At 63.6% G+C, this 20,749-nt stretch carries 15 protein-coding genes; 3 read left to right on the top strand and 12 right to left on the bottom strand.

The features are described 5' to 3' along the window. Positions 1-195 precede the first annotated feature (195 nt). The gene (locus KBY95_RS06820; protein WP_254964208.1) at positions 196-717 is read left to right on the top strand and encodes a DUF1269 domain-containing protein; all 522 of its coding nucleotides are present in this window, start codon (positions 196-198) and stop codon (positions 715-717) included. Here the strand turns inward: KBY95_RS06820 and KBY95_RS06815 are convergent. From KBY95_RS06815 to KBY95_RS06755, 11 genes are all read right to left on the bottom strand, one after another. Then, a complete protein-coding gene (locus KBY95_RS06815; RefSeq protein WP_254964207.1) occupies positions 638-1,156 on the bottom strand; it encodes a hypothetical protein in 519 nt (172 codons plus the stop codon). The two genes, KBY95_RS06820 and KBY95_RS06815, sit on opposite strands and share 80 nt — an antisense overlap. A gap of 90 nt (positions 1,157-1,246) precedes the next feature. Continuing rightward, positions 1,247-1,846, bottom strand: coding sequence for a chorismate lyase (locus KBY95_RS06810; protein WP_254964206.1), 600 nt, complete (start codon positions 1,844-1,846; stop codon positions 1,247-1,249). A gap of 18 nt (positions 1,847-1,864) precedes the next feature. Next, positions 1,865-2,719, bottom strand: a complete 855-nt coding sequence (locus KBY95_RS06805; RefSeq protein WP_254964205.1) for a hypothetical protein — start codon at positions 2,717-2,719, stop codon at positions 1,865-1,867. Positions 2,720-2,744: 25 nt separating this feature from the next. Further along, positions 2,745-4,694 (bottom strand): tRNA uridine-5-carboxymethylaminomethyl(34) synthesis enzyme MnmG, encoded by a 1,950-nt coding sequence (mnmG, locus tag KBY95_RS06800; protein ID WP_254964204.1) that lies wholly within the window; start codon positions 4,692-4,694, stop codon positions 2,745-2,747. A gap of 53 nt (positions 4,695-4,747) precedes the next feature. Next, complete coding sequence (locus KBY95_RS06795) at positions 4,748-5,977, bottom strand: glycosyltransferase family 4 protein (protein WP_254964203.1); 1,230 nt, start codon at positions 5,975-5,977, stop codon at positions 4,748-4,750. Between the two features lie 84 nt (positions 5,978-6,061). Continuing rightward, positions 6,062-10,975, bottom strand: coding sequence for a hypothetical protein (locus KBY95_RS06790; protein WP_261353528.1), 4,914 nt, complete (start codon positions 10,973-10,975; stop codon positions 6,062-6,064). A 1,442-nt stretch (positions 10,976-12,417) separates the two neighbouring features. Further along, positions 12,418-13,503, bottom strand: a complete 1,086-nt coding sequence (locus KBY95_RS16385) for an HD-GYP domain-containing protein (protein ID WP_254964202.1) — start codon at positions 13,501-13,503, stop codon at positions 12,418-12,420. Between the two features lie 109 nt (positions 13,504-13,612). After that, positions 13,613-14,311 (bottom strand): sterol desaturase family protein, encoded by a 699-nt coding sequence (locus KBY95_RS06770; protein ID WP_315858895.1) that lies wholly within the window; start codon positions 14,309-14,311, stop codon positions 13,613-13,615. A 137-nt stretch (positions 14,312-14,448) separates the two neighbouring features. Beyond that, positions 14,449-15,858 (bottom strand): replicative DNA helicase, encoded by a 1,410-nt coding sequence (gene dnaB / locus KBY95_RS06765; RefSeq protein ID WP_254964200.1) that lies wholly within the window; start codon positions 15,856-15,858, stop codon positions 14,449-14,451. 118 nt (positions 15,859-15,976) lie between these two features. Next, a complete protein-coding gene (gene rplI, locus KBY95_RS06760; protein ID WP_254964199.1) occupies positions 15,977-16,438 on the bottom strand; it encodes a 50S ribosomal protein L9 in 462 nt (153 codons plus the stop codon). Positions 16,439-16,480: 42 nt separating this feature from the next. Then, positions 16,481-17,497, bottom strand: a complete 1,017-nt coding sequence (locus KBY95_RS06755; RefSeq protein ID WP_254964198.1) for a fatty acid desaturase — start codon at positions 17,495-17,497, stop codon at positions 16,481-16,483. A 56-nt stretch (positions 17,498-17,553) separates the two neighbouring features. Between KBY95_RS06755 and KBY95_RS06750 the strand changes: the two genes are divergently transcribed. Further along, positions 17,554-18,369 carry a hypothetical protein gene (locus tag KBY95_RS06750; RefSeq protein WP_254964197.1) on the top strand — a complete coding sequence of 272 codons (816 nt, stop codon included), beginning with the start codon at positions 17,554-17,556 and terminating at the stop codon, positions 18,367-18,369. On the opposite strand, the gene KBY95_RS06745 is transcribed toward KBY95_RS06750, so the two are convergent. Continuing rightward, entirely contained in the window at positions 18,370-19,308 is a 939-nt protein-coding gene (locus KBY95_RS06745) for an acyl-CoA desaturase (protein WP_396094882.1), read from the bottom strand. 144 nt (positions 19,309-19,452) lie between these two features. Here KBY95_RS06745 and KBY95_RS06740 point away from each other — a divergent pair, with 144 nt between their 5' ends. Next, a complete protein-coding gene (locus KBY95_RS06740) occupies positions 19,453-20,727 on the top strand; it encodes a methionine gamma-lyase family protein (protein ID WP_254964196.1) in 1,275 nt (424 codons plus the stop codon). Positions 20,728-20,749: the final 22 nt, after the last annotated feature.

Genomic DNA, 20,749 nt, shown 5'->3' with positions numbered 1-20,749 from the left:
GGGGATGCGCTCCTCCGTGGAGATGTAGGAGAACAGGGGGCCGGTCCTCTCCTGTTGGCCGCGCATCTGCTCAGTGCCGTTACTCCATTCTCTCGCGGCTGGCCAGGTTTTTCATCAGTCTCCTAGGGGCTGGAACACCGCCATTTCGGGCGGAAGTGGGTTAGGAATGCTTTCGTAATCGAGAACGTGTCTGCCATGAGCAGCCTGGTGGTCGTTGGGTTTCCGACCGTGGCGGAGGCGGATCAGGTCCGGCGTCAGCTGGTGGAGATCCAGAAGGAGGAGCTGATCGCCCTGGAGGATGCCGTGGTGGTGGAGGCGGAGTTGGATGGCAAGGTGCGCCTGCACCAGTCGCTCAACCTCACCAAAGCCGGTGCCCTTGGCGGTGGCTTCTGGGGCACCCTCGTGGGTCTGCTGTTCCTTAACCCCCTGCTCGGGGCCGCCGTGGGGGCGGGTCTGGGGGCCGCTTCAGGCTCCCTCTCCGACCTGGGCATCAACGATGGCTTCATGCGCGAGGTGGGTGAGACCCTCCCCCCTGGCAGTGCGGCCCTCTGCCTGCTCCTGCGCGACGCCACCCCCGATCGGCTGATCGATCGCCTGAGGATTCACGCTCCCCACGCCAAGCTGCTGCGCACCAACCTCAGCACGACCGACGAGGACCGGCTGCGTCAGATGCTCGAGCAGGCGAGCAAGCAGGCCCAGGGACTGCGGTTGTCTTGAGCTTCGGGTTGACCCGGAAACTGCAGCCCCGCTGACGCAGTTCCCTGTTCACTGGTTTCACCAGGTCGCGGGGAACGTCATTGGCCATCTCTTCCACGGAGATGCTGATTGAGGGTGAGCCGTGCTGCAGGGCACTGAGCAGATCCGCCCACAGGCTCACCATCGTGCGCTGGGCCTGGGGCACCAGCCCCAGCCTCTCCAGGTGAGGGGCACAACCCTGATGCAGCCAGAGGCTGGAATGGTGATGGCCGGGTTGGGGACGCATCGCCAGCCCGGCCGCCAGGGCCTCGGAGGTGGGCTCGCCGCTGCTGCGACGCAGGCCGGAAGCCACCAGCAGTTTCCCAGTGTGGACGGCGGAGACGCCGTAGCGGCGGCCCAGTTCGGTGAGGGTGAGCCAGTCCCCTCCCGGCGGGGTCTGGGCACTGTGGCGGGTGGACATGGAGGTGAAATCGAGTAACTGAATCCTGGCTAACGACCCTGGAGCGTCAATTCGTCAACAGGAAACCGCCACACGGTGTTACCGAATTGATCAGTCTTTACGAACATTTCTTTTTTCGGCCGGACCCAGCCAGTGCTCCAGGGCCGGGGAGAACACTTCCCGGATCACGGTGAGTTCCCTCCCCTGGCGAAAGAAGCGGTAGTGCCGGCTCCAGAAGGGAGCGTCGCAGCCGAAGCGCTGCTCCAGCCACGGTTCCTGCACCTGGCCAACGCCATCCACCTCCCGGTACAGCTCCGCCCGCCCTGCCGAGAGGCTGCGCCAGATCGGCAGGCGGCGATCCTGCAGATGCGCTTCCGCCTCGGCCTGGTTCCACCAGCTCTCCGCCCAGCCCAGGGCCTGCGCCCCGCAGGTGAGCCACACCTGTCGCCGGAGCAGGGGCTCCGCCAGGTGGGCCACCTCCGCTGGGGCCCCGGCGGAGCCCCCAGGTTCGGACGCCATGGCAATCAATTCCACCTCCACCGGCAGGCCGGTGAGCAGCTGCAGGTGCCGGGTCGGACTGCCGTCGCCGAGCAGTAACAGCTTCCAGGGCCCAGTGAGTTCCCTGCCGGCCGGAAGCTCCTCAGCGGCGGCGGCGCTGGCCTGCCACAGAACGCTGGGGGACGGCCACAGGCCGCCGGAGTCAGGGGTCATGGCGGGCCGGGAGGCGGGTCAGTAGCCGTTGCTGATCGAGAGGCGCCGCACCTCACCACCCCGCTCGATCAGGGCGGCGTCGCCATCGGCGGAGCGAAGGCGCCAGCCGCTGCCTCCGATCGCTTCGCCGGCGTTGACGCTGGTGGAGCTTCCCCCCATCTGGAAGATCGCCGATGCGGCTCGGCCCGCCGATCCCACGACGCCGACCAACTCGGGCACGGCACCTCCACCGGTCGGGGCGTCACTGCGTTCGGCGTAGCCACCACCGCCACTGGCAGGGGGGGCGGCGGCGGCCAGTTTCGGGCTCACCGGCACCCGCAGGACCGGGGCCCTCGCCCCCTCCTGCTGGGGCAGCTGGGACAGCTGCTCGATCCAGGGTTCGTCCGGGGGCGGCGGCAGCTGGTCGCCAGAGAGTGGCAGCAGGGGTTGCCCACCGCTGGTCAGGTTGGTGCCCCCCACGGCCCCGAGCGGGGCCGGATTGGCTGGCCCGAGGCTGCGCAACCGTTCCACCAGCAACAGGCTGCGCTCCTGGGTGAGGGCCTGCTGCATGCGGCTGGAATGGGTCAGGTACAGCACCGAGCTGGCGACGCTGATCATGCAGACACCGCCCATCGCCGTGAGCAGCAGGGTGTGGCGGTCGGGCCGGGTTGGGGCGGTGGCCGCCGAAGGGGCTGGCTTGGTCGGTCGGCCCCGAAGCCGGTGGATGGGGGTGGCCACCGGCAGTGGCGCAGGGGGCTCGGCCTGGGCCGCCACATCAAGATCGATGGTGGCCTCTGGGTCGAAGACCCGGTTCATCATCTGCTCGGCCTTCAGCTCCCAGTAGGCACGGGAGGTGGGGATGCCGCGCAGGGGACGCCGAGGGGAGGGGCTCACGTGCAGTCCTCGGCGAAGGCGTGCATCACTGTAACGATGGTTCAGGGGTCTGATGAGGGCTTGGCTGCGACTTGCGCCGTTCCAACTCCAGCCAGAGCAACAGGGCGTTGACATCGGCGGGGCTCACCCCGGGGATCCGCGAGGCCTGTCCGAGGCTGCGGGGCTGGATGGCCGCCAGTTTCTCGCGGGCCTCCGCCGAGAGGGTGCGGATGCCGGCATAAGCGATACCGGCTGGGATGGCCCGCCCGAGCTGGCGCCGGACCCTCTCGATCTGCTGTTCCTGGCGGGCCAGGTAGCCGCTGTACTTGATGTCGATCTCGGCGCCATCGCGCACGTCGGCGGGCAGGTCCGGATCACACAGCCCCAGCCGCACCAGATCCGGGCCGTGCAGGCCCGGTCGGCGCAGCAGGTCGGCCAGGGTGATGGAGCCGTTGATACCGGCGCCCGTGCTGGCGGTCACGGCGTTGGCGGCCGGATCGGAGGCCTTGAGGCGCACCGTCTCCAGTCGCTGCTTTTCCGCATTGATCCCGGCCTGCTTGGCTTCGAACAGGCGCCAGCGGCGTTCGTCGATCAGGCCCAGCTGGTGGCCGAGGGGCGTGAGGCGGCGATCGGCGTTGTCTCCCCGCAGCACCAGCCGGTACTCGCTGCGGCTTGTGAGCACCCGGTAGGGCTCCTTGAGGTCCTGCGTCACAAGGTCGTCCACCAGGGTGCCGATGTAGCTCCCCTCCCGGGAGAAATGGACGGGATCCTGGCCCCCCAGCAGGCGCGCGGCATTCAGCCCGGCCACCAGCCCCTGGGCGGCGGCCTCCTCGTAGCCGGTGGTGCCATTGAGCTGGCCGGCTGAGAACAGGCCCCGCACCCGTCTGGTCTCCAGGGAGGGCTCCAGCTGGGTCGCCGGCAGGATGTCGTAGTCGACGGCATAGGCGGGGCGCAGCATCACGCAGGACTCCAGGCCTGGAAGGGTGCGCAGCAGGGCCAGTTGCAGGGATTCGGGCAGGCCTGTGGAGAAGCCCTGGACGTAGAGCTCGGGCGTGTCCCGTCCCTCCGGCTCCAGGAAGATCTGGTGGCTGTCCTTGTCAGCGAAGCGCACGATCTTGTCCTCGATCGAGGGGCAGTAGCGCGGGCCCTTGCTGTCGATGAAGCCGCCGTAGATGGGCGTGAGATGCAGGTTGTCGCGGATCAGCTGGTGGGTGGCCGCCGTGGTGCGGGTGATGTGGCAGGCCATCTGCTCGCCGCTCACCCGGGCGGTGGGATCGAAGCTGAAAAAACGATCAGCGGCGTCGCTGGGCTGCTCCTCAAGGCGATCCAGGGCCACGCTGCGCCGGTCGACGCGGGCGGGTGTGCCGGTCTTGAGTCGGTCGGTGCGAAACCCCAGCGCGCAGAGAGCTTCGGTCAGGCCTTCGGCTGGCTGCTCACCGGCCCGGCCCGCCGCCATTGAACGGTTGCCCACCCAGATGCGTCCGCCCAGGAAGGTGCCGGTGGTGAGGATCACGGCGCCGGCGCCGTAGACGCTGCCGAAGTAGGTGTTCACGCCAATGACCCGCGCCCCGGCTGAATCGCCGGGATCCCCTTCCACCTCCAGCCCGGTCACCATCGCCTCGCGCAGGGCGAGGTTGGGGGTGTGCTGCAGCAGCTGCAGCATCTGGCGGGCGTACTGGCGTTTGTCGGTCTGGGCCCGCAGGGCCCAGACGGCGGGGCCGCGACTGGCGTTGAGCAGCCGCTTCTGCAAGGCGGTGGCATCCGCCAGCCGGCCGATGACCCCCCCCAGGGCATCCACTTCGTGCACCAGCTGGCTCTTGGCCGGACCACCCACGGCCGGGTTGCAGGGTTGCCAGGCGATGCGGTCGAGGTTGAGGCTGAACAGGGCCGTGGAGACCCCGAGCCGGGCGGCGGTGAGGGCCGCTTCGCAGCCGGCATGGCCGCCACCGACCACGATCAGGTCGAAGCTTTCGGTGGGGGCTGCGCTCAGGGCCATGGTTGAAATGTATGGCGTCGATGCGGGTCCCAGCGGATGGCGTTGCGATGTCTTCAGTGGCCTGCCTGAAGCAGCAGCTCCAATCCCCTCGGCAGGCAGTGGCGATGGAGGTCGAAGCGCGCCTGCACCGTTGCGCGCGCCTGCTGGCGCATGGCAAGGGTCTGTTCAGGAGTGGAAAGGGCGAGGAGTATCTGTTTGGCAAGTTGCTCGGTATCGAAGAAGTCAATCAGCCAGCCATTGACGCCGTCCTCGATGACCTCGAGCACCGGTGTCGTCTTTGACGCCACGATCAGACATCCGGTAGCCATCGCTTCGAGCAAGGACCACGACAACACAAAGGGGTAAGTGAGGTACGCATGAACCGCCGATACCTGAAGCACCCGTTGGTATGTGGCATAGGGCACTCTGCCAAGGAAATGGACACGAGACCAATCAACGCGTCCATCAAGCTCTGCGGTCAGGGCCTGTCTGTAGGTCTGGCCATCGCTGCGGGTACGTCCGTAGCTCACCTCATCACCCCCCACCACAATCACCCGGACATCCGGATGACCGGCCTGAATCGCTGGCAACGCCCGCATGAAGCAATGGAAGCCTCGGTACGGCTCCAGATTACGCGCTACATAGGTCACAACAGGGTCCCCTGGCTTCAGTTCCAGTGGACCAATCCGCAATTGTGCTTGCGGATCAGGTTTCAACCGATCGGTGTCAATGCCCTCGTGCAAGACCTGGATGCGAGGTTGCAGGATGGAGGGGTAAAGGCTGCGTTGCCAGAGAGTGGGGCTGAGGCCCTGATCGGCCGCTTCGATGGCCGAGAGATGGCTGAAGTTGCGTGCCCGCAATCGTCCGATGTCGTCGGCCTTGGCGGGGTACTCCGGATCGAACCCCACATCCGCCCCATCCGCTCGGTAGAAGAACTCGCAGTAGGTGATGAGGTGCGACTGGGTAAACACGTCCCTAAGAAAGAGGGTCTCGCCCCAGCCTGGGTGACCAACGATTAGATCCGGCTTGAACCCGCGTCCCGCCAGCTGCCTGGCGATCTTGGAGACCACCTGGCCGCGGATCACGGCCGCCTCGACATCCTTGAGCCAGGGATTGGTCGTGCTCACTCGTTGGCCGTCAAGGCCATAACCCAGGCGATGAATCCTCGGATGGCAGACACCCTGGCGTTTGAGGTTAGGGGCTTCGCCGATCGCCACCACCTGATGAGTGGGATCGTTCGCTAGCGCGGCAGCGAGGTGGCGAAACTGGCCGGGAAAGTTCTGGTGTACGAACAGGACGCGCATCAGTAGGTCGGAACGGATTCCATGGCGACCTGAGGATTACGCATACTGTCCAATCTTCGTCACCAGACCGCACACGGCCAGATCTCAGGCGGCAACAATCTGAATATCACTGGCGACAAGCGACGGCAACCCAGTCAAGTTGGCAATGGTGCTGAGTCCGCCGGCTGCGCTGCCGTTGGAATCGAAGCTGAGGGCACCAGTGGCTCCGTTGTAGATGAAAACTGCCGCGGCAGGTAGCGCCTGGCCACTCAGCCGGAAGTTGCCTGCTGCAAGCAACCCAACGGGAAGTGCTCCGAACGTGCCGGAAACGGCATGGATCTTGTCGGAGCCACTGGCGAAATCAAGAATAGTATCAGTGCCCTCTCCGGGAGAATTGAATTTAAAAACGTCCAATCCTGCGCCACCGGTTAGGGTGTCATTCTGAGCGCCACCGATCAGCGTGTCATTACCGGTGGAGCCGTTGAGCTGATCGGCTGCGCCATTTCCAGTAAGGACATTGTTCAGCGAATTTCCCGTGAAGACGTGGGCGATGGCATTGCTGCCAGTGAGATTCTCAACCTGTTTCCCAGCAAGGCTGAAATTAGCCAAATTGGTCTGAATTGTATCCGTTCCTTCGCCAAGTAGCTCGACCACCACATCACCAAGAGAATCCACAATGTAAACATCATTTCCGGAGCCACCTGCGAGGGTGTCATTTCCAGTGCCGCCGTTCAGCGTGTCGTTGCCGTCTGAGCCGTTGAGCTGGTCAGCAGCGCTGTTGCCAGTCAAGACATTGTTCAGGGCGTTTCCAGTGAAGAAATGGGCGATTGCATTGGTGCCAGTGAGGTTCTCCACCTCTAAACCGACAAGAGAATAGCTGGCCAGAGTCGTTTGAATTGTGTCAGTGCCCTCACCGACGAATTCAATGACTACATCTCCAAGAGAATCCACAACATAGATATCATTGTTGGTGCCGCCAACGAGGCGATCATGTCCCGAGCCGCCATCCAGGACGTCATTCCCGATCCCCCCTTCCAGGGTGTCTGAGCCCAGACCACCTAGAAGGGTGTCGTTCCCAGCCTCACCAAGAATTGAATCATTGCTTCGGCCTCCATCCAGAAGGTTGGCGCCGGCAGAGCCGGTGATGGTGTCACGGCCCTGGGATCCCAACACGTTCTCAATCAAACTCAAGGCATCGATGTCGGCAGGACCGAAGTTGGCTGTACCAGTGGCGAGGTTGATTGTTCCGCCTAGGGCATAACGGTAATCGACTGTGTCGATTCCGGCTCCACCGTTAAGGCTGTCGGCGCCCAGGCCTCCGCTTAATGTGTCGTTGCCGCTATCGCCGAAAATGGAGTCGTTGCCGCTGAGACCATCAAGGTAATTTGCTGCTGTAGTGCCCGTCATCGTGTCGTTTCCAGCACCACCAACAGCGTTCTCAAAGGCCACCACAGTGGTATTGCCGACACCAACAACAGACGCTAATTGTGTGGTCAGATTAATGTCGGCGCCATTGCCTGCGCCGAGGAAACGAAAATCAACCGTATCGACACCACTCTCGCCATTGAGAGAGTTCAACCCAAAACCACCAAGAATGGTGTCGTTGCCATTTCCACCGAGAATGGTGTCATTGCCACCAGCACCATCAAGAATGTTGGCATCAGCGGAGCCAGTGATGGAATCGGCTCCCTGACTGCCGATCACGTTCTCGATCGAGGTGAAGGATTCATTGAAGCCACCAATGGTGCTGACACCACTCGGGAGGGTGATGCTCCCCCCCGTTCCTGTGAAGCTGAAGTCGATGGTGTCGACACCGGCACCGCCATCAAAGAGGTCAATGCCATTGCCGCCCCTGAGGGTGTCGTTGCCATCGCCTCCACGCAGGGTGTCATTACCTTCGCTGCCACGTAAATCATCGTTGGCAAGACTGCCAACGATGGAATCATCACCACCTTGGCCATCCACGAAATCGAGCCCTTGGACTGAGATGCCGGTGAAGTTGAGGTTGTCATTGGTGGTGCTGCCATAGATCTCCTGGTCATTCGCCTGAATGATCTCGATGCCGCTGCCTGCCAAGCTGAAGCTGTTGCCGATCAACCAGAAGGTGTTGGCGATCGAGACCGTATCGGTGCCGGTCCCACCCTGAAGATCATAAACAGAATCCGACCAGACCTGGATCAGATCGTTGCCGGCATCGCCGCGGACCGTGTCCGCACCCTGGGCGAACAGAGTGTCGTTGCCATTGCCGCCGACCAGGGAATCAGCTCCTGCGGCATCACTGAAGGGTGAACTGTCGAGGATGTCATTGCCATCACCGCCCAGCAGGGTGTCGTTCCCGGCATCGCCGCGTAAGGTGTCGTCGCCGGTGCTGCCCACGATCGAGTCGTTGTCCCCGCCGCCATAGAGCTTGGAGGCTCCAGCCAGTCCCTGGATGGTGTCGTTGCCGGCCTGGCCGTCGATGAAGTCGAGGCCGGATACCGTGATGCCGGTGAAGTTGAGGTTGTCATTGGTGGTGCTGCCATAGATCTCCTGGTCATTCGCCTGAATGATCTCGATGCCGCTGCCTGCCAAGCTGAAGCTGTTGCCGATCAACCAGAAGGTGTTGGCGATCGAGACCGTATCGGTGCCGGTCCCACCCTGAAGATCATAAACAGAATCCGACCAGACCTGGATCAGATCGTTGCCGGCATCGCCGCGGACCGTGTCCGCACCCTGGGCGAACAGAGTGTCGTTGCCATTGCCGCCGACCAGGGAATCAGCTCCTGCGGCATCACTGAAGGGTGAACTGTCGAGGATGTCATTGCCATCACCGCCCAGCAGGGTGTCGTTCCCGGCATCGCCGCGTAAGGTGTCGTCGCCGGTGCTGCCCACGATCGAGTCGCTGTCCCCGCCGCCATAGAGCTTGGAGGCTCCAGCCAGTCCCTGGATGGTGTCGTTGCCGGCCTGGCCGTCGATGAAGTCGAGGCCGGATACCGTGATGCCGGTGAAGTTGAGGTTGTCATTGCTTGCGGCCCCGAAGCCTGAGCCGCCGTAAATCTCCTGACCATTGGCCTGGATGATTTCGATCCCGTTGCCAGCCAGGCTGAAGCTGTTGCCGATGTGCCACCAATTGCTCGCGATCGCGATCGTGTCGATATTGGCTCCGCCCTGAATGTCGTAGGACCGATCTGTCCACACTTGGATCAAGTCGTTACCGGCATCACCGCGAATTGTGTCGGCACCAAGGGCGAACAGGGTGTCGTTTCCATTGCCGCCTACCAAGGAATCATCGCCGGCTGCATTGCTCGAATCGCTGTCGAGGATGTCGTTTCCGCTTCCACCCAGCAACGTGTCGTTGCCGGCATCTCCTCGGATCGTGTCATTGAGAGTGCCCCCGACAATCGAATCGTTGTCGAGTCCCCCTCTGATCTGTGCGGCGGCAGCGATGCCGCGGATTGTGTCGTTGCCAGCCTGGCCGTCGATGAAGCTGACGGCGTTCAGGCTGATTCCAGAGAAATTCAGGGTGTCGTTGGTGGTGGCACCAATGCTGGGACCAGCGTAGATCGCAAAGTTGTTGCCCTGAATGATCTCAATGCCGTTGCTTGTGTTGAAGGACGTGCCCGCCAACCAGTAGCTGCTCATGATCGACAGGGTGTCGATGCCAGTCCCACCTTGGAGGACATAGGACTGGTCGTTCCAGACCTGAATCAGATCATCATCGGCACCGCCGTTGATTGTGTCGGCCCCGAAGGCGAACAGAGTGTCATTGCCGGCCCCGCCATCGAGGGAATCGCTCCCAGCTGCTGTTGACGTGTTGGTATCGATCAGATCGTTGCCGTCACCACCCCGGAGTGTGTCATTGCCGGCATTCCCGGTGAGCGTGTCATCCCCCGATCCCCCGCTGAGGGAGTCGTTGTCGTTGCCACCGCGGATGGCATCGGAACCACTTGAGCCTGTGATGGTGTCGTTTCCACCCAAGCCGTCGATGAAACTGACGGCGTTCAGGCTGATGCCCGTGAAATTCAGGTTGTCATCGGTGGTGGCCCCGAAGCTTGAACCGGCGTAGATGGAGAAGTTGTTGCCCTGAACGATCTCAATCCCGTTGCTTGTGTTGAAGGACGTGCCCGCGAACCAGTAACTGCTCATGATCGACAAGGTGTCGATGCCGGCCCCGCCCTGGAGTGCATAGGATTGATCGTTCCAGACCTGGATCAGATCATCATCAGCACCGCCATCGATGGTGTCGGCCCCGAAGGCGAACAGAGTGTCATTGCCGGCCCCGCCATCGAGGGAATCGCTCCCAGCTGCTGTTGACGTGTTGGTATCGATCAGATCGTTGCCGTCACCACCCCGGAGTGTGTCATTGCCGGCATTCCCGGTGAGCGTGTCATCCCCCGATCCCCCGCTGAGGGAGTCGTTGTCGTTGCCACCGCGGATGGCATCGGAACCACTTGAGCCTGTGATGGTGTCGTTTCCACCCAAGCCGTCGATGAAACTGACGGCGTTCAGGCTGATGCCCGTGAAATTCAGGTTGTCATCGGTGGTGGCCCCGAAGCTTGAACCGGCGTAGATGGAGAAGTTGTTGCCCTGAACGATCTCAATCCCGTTGCTTGTGTTGAAGGACGTGCCCGCGAACCAGTAACTGCTCATGATCGACAAGGTGTCGATGCCGGCCCCGCCCTGGAGGGCATAGGATTGATCGTTCCAGACTCGGATCAGATCATCATCGGCACCGCCATCAATGGTATCGGCCCCGAAGGCGAACAGAGTGTCATTGCCGGCCCCGCCATCGAGGGAATCGCTCCCAGCTGCTGTTGACGTGTTGGTATCGATCAGATCGTTGCCGTCACCACCGAAGATGGTGTCATCGTTACTGTCACCGTTCAGGGTGTCATTGCCCCCGCCACCATCAATCAGGTCGTTGCCAGCGGCTCCGGAAATCGAATCGGCAAGGTCGGAGGGAATACCGCCGACGATACCATTGGTGATGTCATCGGGAGTGATGACATCGGCGTTGATTGTTCCGGTGATGGTGGCCATGACTTCAGTCGATTGATGAGTAAATCAGGAGTGAACGTGTCCGATCGGCTTGAGAAAGGGCTGATAGAAGCTTAATAATTTTAGACTTTGGCCTCTTTCTGCATGTGTCACGCGTGAAGTTCATGAATCTTTATGGCGATCGGCCCTGAGGCTCGCTCCTGTCTTGCTGATTCCAGGGTCTGCGCAGACGAGCACCAAAGCCTGTGCTCACGTCACTTGACGCAGAAGATCATCCGCTATAAGGCGGTTCCTGGGAATGCAGCTGATGCTTCAGTACTAGCATGATGCGATTGTGACGGCATCTTTGGATGCTCTGCGCTGCTGGGGTGTTGAGCTTGATGTCTGACTTGTGTAGTCTCCCTCCCCCCTCCCTTCCGTTCTTCTGATCAGCGGTTGAGCTGGCGAGCCGTTCAGGTTGAGGATGTGGGCTGACCACTTCAATCTGGAAAGTACTCAATTGGCTTGGGTTGATCTTTATTCAGCTCCTCCTTACAGTGAACTTATGGATTCAGCGTTCACGTGGTTCCAGCGGTTTGAGCGCTGGCCCAGAATGGTTGAGAACCGGCCGGACGAGAATCGTGCGGACCCTTTGGACAAGGTTGATCACTGGAGGGAGATCAGAATGACTCCAAGCACATGCATGTGTGCCTGATCCATCGCTGCGATCCTCTTGAAACGGAAGGTGGCCATGGGGGCGGACGGCGTCGACTGTGTTGGCCCTCATGAAACCATTAGACATTCTTGCGGTGATACATCCTGCGATGCCTAGTATCGACGAAGCCATCCTCTGGATCCCGTGTGCATCCGCCCCGAGGAACACATGCCATGCTGACTTCTGCGACCGTAGTTTGGGAAGAGCCAGCAAACCCTCCGGGATAGCCATGGCCGCCACAAACCAGACTTCTGAGTTGTGGCGGCCATGGAGCACTCAGAAGGAGTCGCTGACAAGCAAGAAATGGGGGACTACCTCTTGGCGAAGATGGCGATTCCGTGAATGCCAAGGTAGTGTTGGCTTCGGCCCCATGCGGCCTCCCAGGCTGGTGCCAGTGATTGAGGATCAAGACGATTGTGCTGTCGACGCTTCCGAAGTTGCTGCTTACCCGGATCACCCGACCCTACGGGATCAAGGGGATCCTCTTGATCCTTCTGCCCCGTCGCCCTGACCAGGCTCCCAGGACGAGGTGGGGAGTGTGCTGGAACCATGAACCATTGCAGTATCTGGGGGGATTGCTACTCTTAGTTGACCTGAGCCCGCAAGGGCCTGTGGGCCGATTACCCCACCACAGGGCGTCCACTTCATCCATTGGCTGTCCGTTGTTCGGGCCGCCACCGACCACGATCAGGTCGAAGCTTTCGGTGGGGGCTGCGCTCAGGGCCATGAATGGAATGTATGGCGCTGCAGGGGTCGGTGGCGTTGAGCTTCAGGCCGGCAGGGCGAGGATTCAGGCATCCTGGAAGCGGTCCTGGATGGCTTCCACAGCGCCCCGCCGCCGCTTCACGGCAGCCACGCAGTCAGCATCAAACTGTCCCTCTGCCACCAGTCGGTCGAGTTCCGCGATAGCCAGGTCCATGGTCCAGGCCTTTTTGTAGTGCCTATGGCTGGTCAAGGCATCGAGCACATCGGCCACTGCGATGATCCGAGCCTCCAGGGGTATGGCCTCACCCTTGAGGCCCATGGGATAGCCGGAGCCATCGAGTTTTTCATGGTGGCCCGAAACGACATTCTTCATCACAGCCGAGTCGGGTAGATCTTCAAGGCCAAACTCACCCACCATTCTCTCCAGAATCTCCATGCCTTTTTGCACATGGGTTTCCATGACTCGACGCTCATCGGCATCCAGGGGGCCGGGCTTGAGCAGGATCCGATCGGGAATGCCGATCTTGCCGATGTCATGCAGGGGCGCGAACAGGTAAAGATGCTCGATGTATTCATCGCTCAAGTTATGGCTCTGCTGGAGTTCGCGGGCGATCAGCCGCGAGTAGTGGGCCATGCGCTCAAGATGGGCGCCGGTTTCAAAGTCCCGGAGGTTGGCAAACTCCCGTGCCACCTGGGCCGAAGCCGTGATTGAATGAACCAGATTGAGTTCGCTGCTGATCAGCATGTTGATCATCGAAGCGATCAAAGACAGCTTTCGCTGCACACTTTCGATGAAAACAGCGGGCTTCAGCGAATCGAAGAAGAGAAAGCCAATGAAGGAACCCTTGTCGAACAGGGGAATGGTCAGCGACGAGCGGTAGCCCTCCTTCAGCAGCCAGGCCGAGTGCTTGGTGTTACCTTCCACCGCGGCCGGGATGTTGTCCAGCACGCGGAAGGACCGGCTTGTGGCCATGTGACTGAGCGATTGGCTTTTGGAGAGGTGAAACTCATAGCCGCTGATCGCCTCTCCAGTGCGGGTGCTATTGATGAACGTCTTTAATAAATCCACTTGAGGGTCGTAAAGTGCGACAGCCACCCGATCCACATCAGGCGTCATTTCCATCAATTGCTGATGCAGCTGCCGCAGCCGGTGATTCAGGGCCTGCCCCACCGAAGGGGCCTCAGGCCCAGTCTCTCCCAAGGAGGACGTGTCGCTGGTCGGTGGGCTTGGTCGCGGGGACATGACCTGGACACCAAGACTCTGAATTCATTCTGACGCTTCACGGGTCGCCCCTGTCAGGACCCCTCTGGCGGGCCGGCCTGGGCAGGGCTACGGCGGCGGGCTGCAGTGACGCGGCATAGGCGGGATCCTCGCTGCCGAACACCCGATCCCAGAAGGTGAAGTAAAGCCCGAAATGCTTGCCGTGGCGACGGTGGTGGATGGAGTGGTGGGCAGGGCCGATCAGCCAGCGACCCAGCCAGTGGTGGGGGAAGTGCAGCGGCAGCACCTCCAGGCCCAGATGGTTCACCACGGCCCACACCGTCATCGTGGTGAGCACCGCCAGCAAGGTAATGAAATGCAGGGGAATCAGCATCACGACCCCGATCAGGAACAGGGCCTGAACCACGGCCTCAAGGGGGTCAAAGGCGAAGGAGGTCCAGGGCGTGGGCTGACGTGATCGATGGTGCCCCTGGTGAAACCAGGGAAACAGTTTTGGATGGTGAAACAGCCGGTGGGTGGCGTAGAAGTAAGCATCCTGCAGCACGAGCACGGCCAGATAGCTGAGCGGCAGGATCCACCAGTTGGAGGCCTGAATCTGGCCGTGGAGCCTGGTCAGTCCCTGTTCATGCAGCGTCATGATCACGGCGGTGGCGAGGGCGAAGATCCCCGTCGACAGGACGGAAAGGTGGATGTCGTTGAGGACGGATCCGTTCGCCGGCTGACGGTCATAGAGGAGCCAATGGGCAAAGCCTGCCATGAGCAGGTAGCGAGCCAGAATAATGCCGAAAAACGTGAAAACGTAAAACCAGAAAGAATGGTGCTGCATGTATATTTTCACGATACCTTGAAGCTGAGGTTACTGGCACCTTCGCTGCAGCGATACGGCGGATATCCCTATGCGGCCAGATTGCGGAAACGGGTGAACTGAGGCTCGAACAGCAGCTTGACGGTGCCGACGGGGCCGTTGCGGTGCTTGGTGACGATGACTTCGGTGATGCCGCGGTCGGCGGTTTCGGGGTTGTAATACTCGTCGCGATAGATCATCAGCACCAGGTCGGCGTCCTGCTCGATCGAGCCCGATTCCCGCAGGTCGCTGAGCATGGGGCGTTTGTTGGTGCGGGACTCCACGCCGCGGCTGAGCTGGGAGAGGGCGACCACGGGCACGTGCAGCTCACGGGCCATGCCCTTGAGGCCCCGGGTGATGCGGGAAAGCTCCTGGACGCGGTTGTCGGGGGTGGTGCCCTCCATCAGCTGGAGGTAATCGATCACGATCAGGCCGAGCTCCTTGCCGGTTTCGGCCATCAGGCGCCGGCAGAGGGAGCGCATTTCGAGCACACCGGAATTGGGCTTGTCATCGATGAACAGGGGCAGCTGGCCGAGGCTGTTGATGCCCTGGCCCAGCAGGGGCCACTCCTCCTGCTGCAGGCGGCCGGTGCGCAGGCGGCCACTCTCGATGCCCACCTCCATCGAGAGCAGGCGGTAGGTGAGCTGTTCCTTGCTCATCTCCAGGCTGAACACGCAGACCGGCAGCTGGTGCAGCTGGGCCACGTTCTTGGCGATGTTGAGCACGATGGAGGTTTTGCCCATGGCCGGACGCCCGGCGACGATGATCAGGTCGCTGCGCTGCAGGCCCTGGGTGATGGCGTCGAGGTCGTAGAAGTTGACAGGAATGCCGGCGACGGCGGTGCCGAGGGAGCGGCTCTCGATCTCGTTGAAGGTGCTGGTGAGGATCTCGGCGGTGGGGGTGAGGCCGGAGGTGGGCTTCTCCTGGCTGATGGCGAAGATCTTCTGCTCGGCCTCATCGAGCACCTGCTCCATGGGGATGCTCTGGTCGAAGCCCAGGCGGATCACGTCGTTGGCGGAGCGGATCAGCTGCCGGCGCAGGTGCTTGTCCATCACCAAACGCGCCACCTGGTCGATGGAGGCGGTGGAGAGGGTGCGCTCCACCAGCTCGACGAGCCGGGCACTGCCACCCACCTTGTCCAGCTGACCGGTGTCGGCGAGCCAGGCGGCCATCGCCGTGAGATCGGTGGGTTTGCCCTGGCTGTGCAGCATCAGGGCCGTGCGGTAAATCTCGCGGTGGGCGCCGAGATAGAAAGCCTCAGGGCGCAGCACGTCGGCAACGCGGCCGATGGCGTCGGGATCCAGCAGGATGCCGCCGAGCACCGACTCCTCCGCCTCCAGGTTCTGGGGGGGAACGGAATCGGGCAGGGCCTCGAACCCGGCCTGTTCGGCACGCTTGGACGCCGGCCTCGGCCCGTCGGGCCTGGGGGGATCGGATCCAGCCAGGGGAACGCTCACCATGGACGCAACACCAGAACGCGACTCACGGAAAGGGACACCGGATCGGTCGGGATCGGGCGCCAGTGAGATGAATCACTCTGGTGCCCGGAGCGGAAAAAATCGGTTCGCTGCTGGCTGATCAGTAGCTGACCACTTCCAGATTGACGTCGGCGACGACCTCGGGGTGCAGCTTGATCTGCACCTTGTAGGAGCCGGTGCGGTGGATTTCGGGAACGGTGATGACGCGGCGGTCGACCTCTTTCTTGGTGGCCGCCTCGATGGCTTCGGCCACGTCGCCGTTGGTCACGGTGCCGAACAGGACGTCGTCGCCACCGGTCTGCTTCTTGACGGTGAAGCGGCCAATGGTGTCGAGGGCGGTGCGGAAGGCGACCGCTTCAGCCCTGAGGGCCGCCTGGCGCTCAGCCTCCTTGGCCCTCCGGTGCTCCACCTGCCGCAGCACGGCGGCGGTGACGGCCAGGGCCTTGCCGGTGGGAAGCAGGTAATTACGGGCGTACCCGGGAGCCACTTCCACCAGGTCTCCGTCCTTGCCCAGGGACAGGATGTCCTCGCCCAGGACCACCCGTACACGCTTCTTGACCATGACAACGCCCCGGCTGAGCCATCTGAAATCCGATTGAGAAGCCTACGACATGGCCCTGGAGGGAGCGGCGGCCCGGGGCAGGCGGACCCTGGTGGCCAGGCCCAGGGCCCGCATCAGCCGGATGTGCTGCCAGGTGAGGTCGAACTGGCGAGGGCCGAAGCCGTGGCGGGCGGAATGGGGGAAGGCGTGGTGGTTGTTGTGCCAGCCCTCACCGAAGGTGAGCGCCGCCACCCAGGGGTTGTTCTTGGACTTGTCACCGCTGTCGTGGACGGACTCGCCCCACATGTGGGTGGCGGAATTCACCAGCCAGGTGCACTGATAGACGATCACCAGGCGCAGGGGGATGCCCCACAGCACCAGGGCCCAGCCGCCGGCACCGGTGACGCTGCCGATCCAGAAGAGCAGCAGGCCCAGGGGCACCTGGAGCAGCAGGAAGCTGTGGTTCAGCCAGCGGTAGTAGGGGTCGGTGGCGAGGTCGCCGGTGAGGCGGGGCACGGCGGCCATGGCGGGGATCTCCTCGAACATCCAGGCCATGTGGGACCACCAGAAGCCTTTGTTGCTGTCGTGGTGATCCGCTTCCGTATCGGAAAACTTGTGGTGGTGGCGGTGCAGGCCGACCCAGTCGATTGGGCCGTGCTGGCAGCTGAGGGCGCCGCAGGTGGCGAAGAAGCGCTCCAGCCACTGGGGAACGCGGAAGGAGCGGTGGCTGAGCAGGCGGTGGTAGCCGATCGTGACGCCCAGGCAGGCGGTGACCCAGTACATCACCAGCAGGGCACCGACGGCCTCCAGGCTCCAGAAGCGGGGCAGAAGGGCCACCACCGCCAGGATATGGATCAGGACCATGAAGCCGATCGTGCCCCAGCGGGTGCCCTTGGGAGAGACGCCGCGGGGTTCGCCGCGGCGGGGTTCGTGCAGGGCCCGCGCCCGCACCAGGGCATCGGCCCCTTGGTTGATGCTGGCCGGGCGGCGGGTGTGGCGTGCTTTGGTGCCGGCATCGCGGCGGTTGCCGGATGGGGCGCCTGGCTGGGTGCCGGGGCGAGAGAGGGGGGTGACGGCCATGAAGGACCGGGCTCCTGTTGATTGACTACAATAGTAGCAATACGAATCCAGATCGAGTGGGATACCGAGACGAACTCGTATCTGGTCGCATCGCTTTTGCCCACCTGATCCGCGTCTGGCACGAGCGCAACGGCTGGTCCCACCGGGTGCTGCCGATGCTGGCCGAGGCCCTTGACCTGGGTCGGGTGCACAACTCCCAGCTCTCGATGCTGCGCAACGGCAAGCTGGCCTCCCCGGGCCCGGAGGTCTTCCTGGCCCTGGGGAGCGTGAACCTCTGGCTCGATGCCCAGGCTCCCGAGGGCCGGCTGGAGCCGATGGCGGCGCGCACCTTGCTGGCGGCCCACCCGGAACTCTTCGAAGCCCTCTGCAGTTCGGCCCTGCCGGTGCGTGACGAGCGCCAGCGGGTGCTGGGGCCCGGGGCCCTGCTCGAGGTGTTCGTGGGCTTTCGCCAGCCGCCGGCCAGCTTTGATCTGCGCATCGCTGAGGCGGAGGCCGGGGGGCTCAGTGCCGCCCTGGCCCATCTGCTCACCGCCGGCAGACCCTGGCGTGATTGCCGCGACCGGTTGATGGCGGCCTATCCGGTGGCCAAACGCCAGCGGCGGGAGCGCTTTGCCGAGGTGATCGCCGGCCAGCGCGATTACACGGCGATGGAACTCGATGCCGAACTGCCGGAACTGCGTCGCACCCTGGCGGCCCTGGGGGCGGCTGGGGAGGAGGAGCTGGGCCCGGACCGCTTTCTGGAGCTGCTGCGACAGCGGGCGCGCCCGCTGCAGGGGGAAGGGGCCGAGCAGGCCCCGGACGACCTGGCGGCCGCCATCCGCCGGGAGATCGGGGCGGCGATCCCGGCGACGGCCGACAACGCGGACCTCTGATCAGGCGCTGGCGGTCGCGTCGCCGCGGTGGCCGAAGACGGGGGCGATGCGGACGCGCCTGGCCAGGCCCAGGGCCCGCAGGGCGCGGATGTGCTGCCAGGTGATGTCGAACTCGAACCAACGCAGCCCATGGCGGGCCGAGTGGGGGTAGGCGTGGTGGTTGTTGTGCCAGCCCTCACCAAACGTGAGCAGGGCCACCCACCAACAGTTGCGGGAGCGGTCGGGGCAGTCGAAATTGCGATACCCAAAGGCGTGGGTGGCGGAATTCACCAACCAGGTGACGTGATAAACGAGCACCAGACGCAGGGGAATGCCCCAGAGCACCAGTCCCAGTCCCCCGCCGGGGACGTCCGCCCAGTTGCCATACCAGTAGAGAGCAGCCCCCAGGGGCAGTTGCAGCAGCAGGAACCAGCGATCCAGCCAGCGGTAGAAGGGATCCTTCTCCATGTCGCCGGTGAAGCGGTGGATCTCGGTGAGGGCCGGGATTTTGTGCAGCATCCACTCGCTGTGGGCCCACCACAGACCCCGTGCGGCGTCGTGGTGATCGTTGGGCTGGTCGGAGAAGAGGTGGTGGTGCCGGTGCAGCCCCACCCACTCGATCGGGCCGCTCTGGCAGGCCAGGGTGCCCATCAGCACCAGCAGCCGCTCCACCCAGCGCGGGGCTTCGAAGCCCCTGTGCGCCACCAGCCGATGCAGCCCGAGGGTCACCCCCAGCACCGTGGCCCAGTAGAGAACCGCCAGCACGATCACCCCCTGAAGGCTCCAGAAGCGGGGCAGCAGGGCGAAGACGGCCCCCACATGAATGGCCAGCATGAAACCGGTGGTGCCGGTCTTGAATTTGCGTTGTGTTGCCGGCAGGGGCGGCCTGGGCCGCTGCGTGGCCGCCAGCAGCTGGTCTTTCTTGCGCGAGTGACTGGGTTCCTGCCGGGGGACGCGCACGGTCTGGGCGCTCTGGCCTGATCGAAAGGCATCGGATCGTGCGACCAAACGTTTCTCCGGTGAAAGGGTGGGTGTGAGCGAAAAAGCCAGCCCCATCCTGGCCTACGCAGCGATGGCAGAGTGAGCCCTGCTGGCCCAAGGGCTTTGGAGCAGGTTCTTCCAGGCCCGGGCGAGGGATTCGACCCTGCGGAAACCGTCGCCGCCGCCCTTGAGCGGCTCGCCCCGGTGGCGGCCCGCCGCACCGCCGCCGTGCGGCCCCGCCTGGCAAGGGTGCTGGAGGCCTTCGCGGCCGAACGCCTGGGGGTGCACCACTTCGCCTCGGTCAGCGGCTACGGCCATGGTGACCTGGGCCGGGAGGTGCTGGATCGGGTCTTCGCGCGGGTGCTTCAGGCCGAAGCCGCCGCTGTGCGGCTTCAGTTCGTCAGCGGCACCCATGCCATCACCGCGGCCCTGTTTGGGGTGCTGCGTCCCGGCGACCGGCTGCTGGCGCTCACCGGACGCCCCTACGACACCCTCGAGGAGGTGATCGGGCTGCGGGGCCGGGGCCAGGGGTCCCTGGCCGAGTTCGGCATCACCTACGACGAGCTCGCCCTCACCGAGGGCGGAGAGGTGGACGACGCGGGCCTGGAGGATGCGCTCGCCCCTGAGACCCGGATGGTGCTGATCCAGCGCAGCTGCGGCTACAGCTGGCGGCCCTCCCTTTCGGTGGCCAGCATCGGCCGCCTCTGCGAACGGGTCAAGGCACTGAGGGCCGACTGCGTCTGCTTTGTCGACAACTGCTACGGGGAACTGGTGCAGGAGCAGGAACCCACCGCCGTGGGGGCCGATCTGATCGCCGGATCCCTGATCAAAAACCTTGGTGGCACCATCGCGCCGACGGGGGGCTATGTGGCCGGCCGTAAGGAGCTGGTGGAGATGGCCTGCTGCCGGCTCACCGCCCCGGGGATCGGCAGCGAGGGGGGCACGGGGTTTGATCTGCACCGGCTGCTGTTCCAGGGATTGTTCCTGGCCCCCCAGATGGTGGCCGAGGCCCTGATCGGCGCCGAGCTGGTGGCCGAGGTGTTCGCCAGCCTCGGTTATCCGGTGAACCCTGCTCCCGGTGCCGAGCGCAGCGATGTGATCCAGGCGGTGCGGCTCGGCGATCCGGGTCGACTCATTGCCGTCTGCCGGGCGTTCCAGGCGTTGTCTCCGGTGGGGGCCTACCTGGATCCGGTGCCGGCCCCCATGCCCGGCTACGCCAGTGATCTGGTCATGGCGGGGGGCACCTTCATCGACGGCAGCACCAGCGAGTTCTCCGCCGACGGCCCGCTGCGGGAGCCCTACGTGCTCTTTGCCCAGGGCGGCACCCACCATGGCCATGTGGCCCTGGCCCTGGAACGGGCCCTTATGGCCCTGGCGTCCCTGCCGGAGGCAAACTGAGGCTGCCTTCCCCGCACCCCAC

Source organism: Cyanobium sp. Aljojuca 7A6, from assembly GCF_024346455.1.
In the GTDB taxonomy this organism is placed as follows: domain Bacteria; phylum Cyanobacteriota; class Cyanobacteriia; order PCC-6307; family Cyanobiaceae; genus Cyanobium.
The sequence above is the reverse complement of the archived record's forward strand: the minus strand, read 5'-3'. Positions and strand labels throughout refer to the sequence as shown.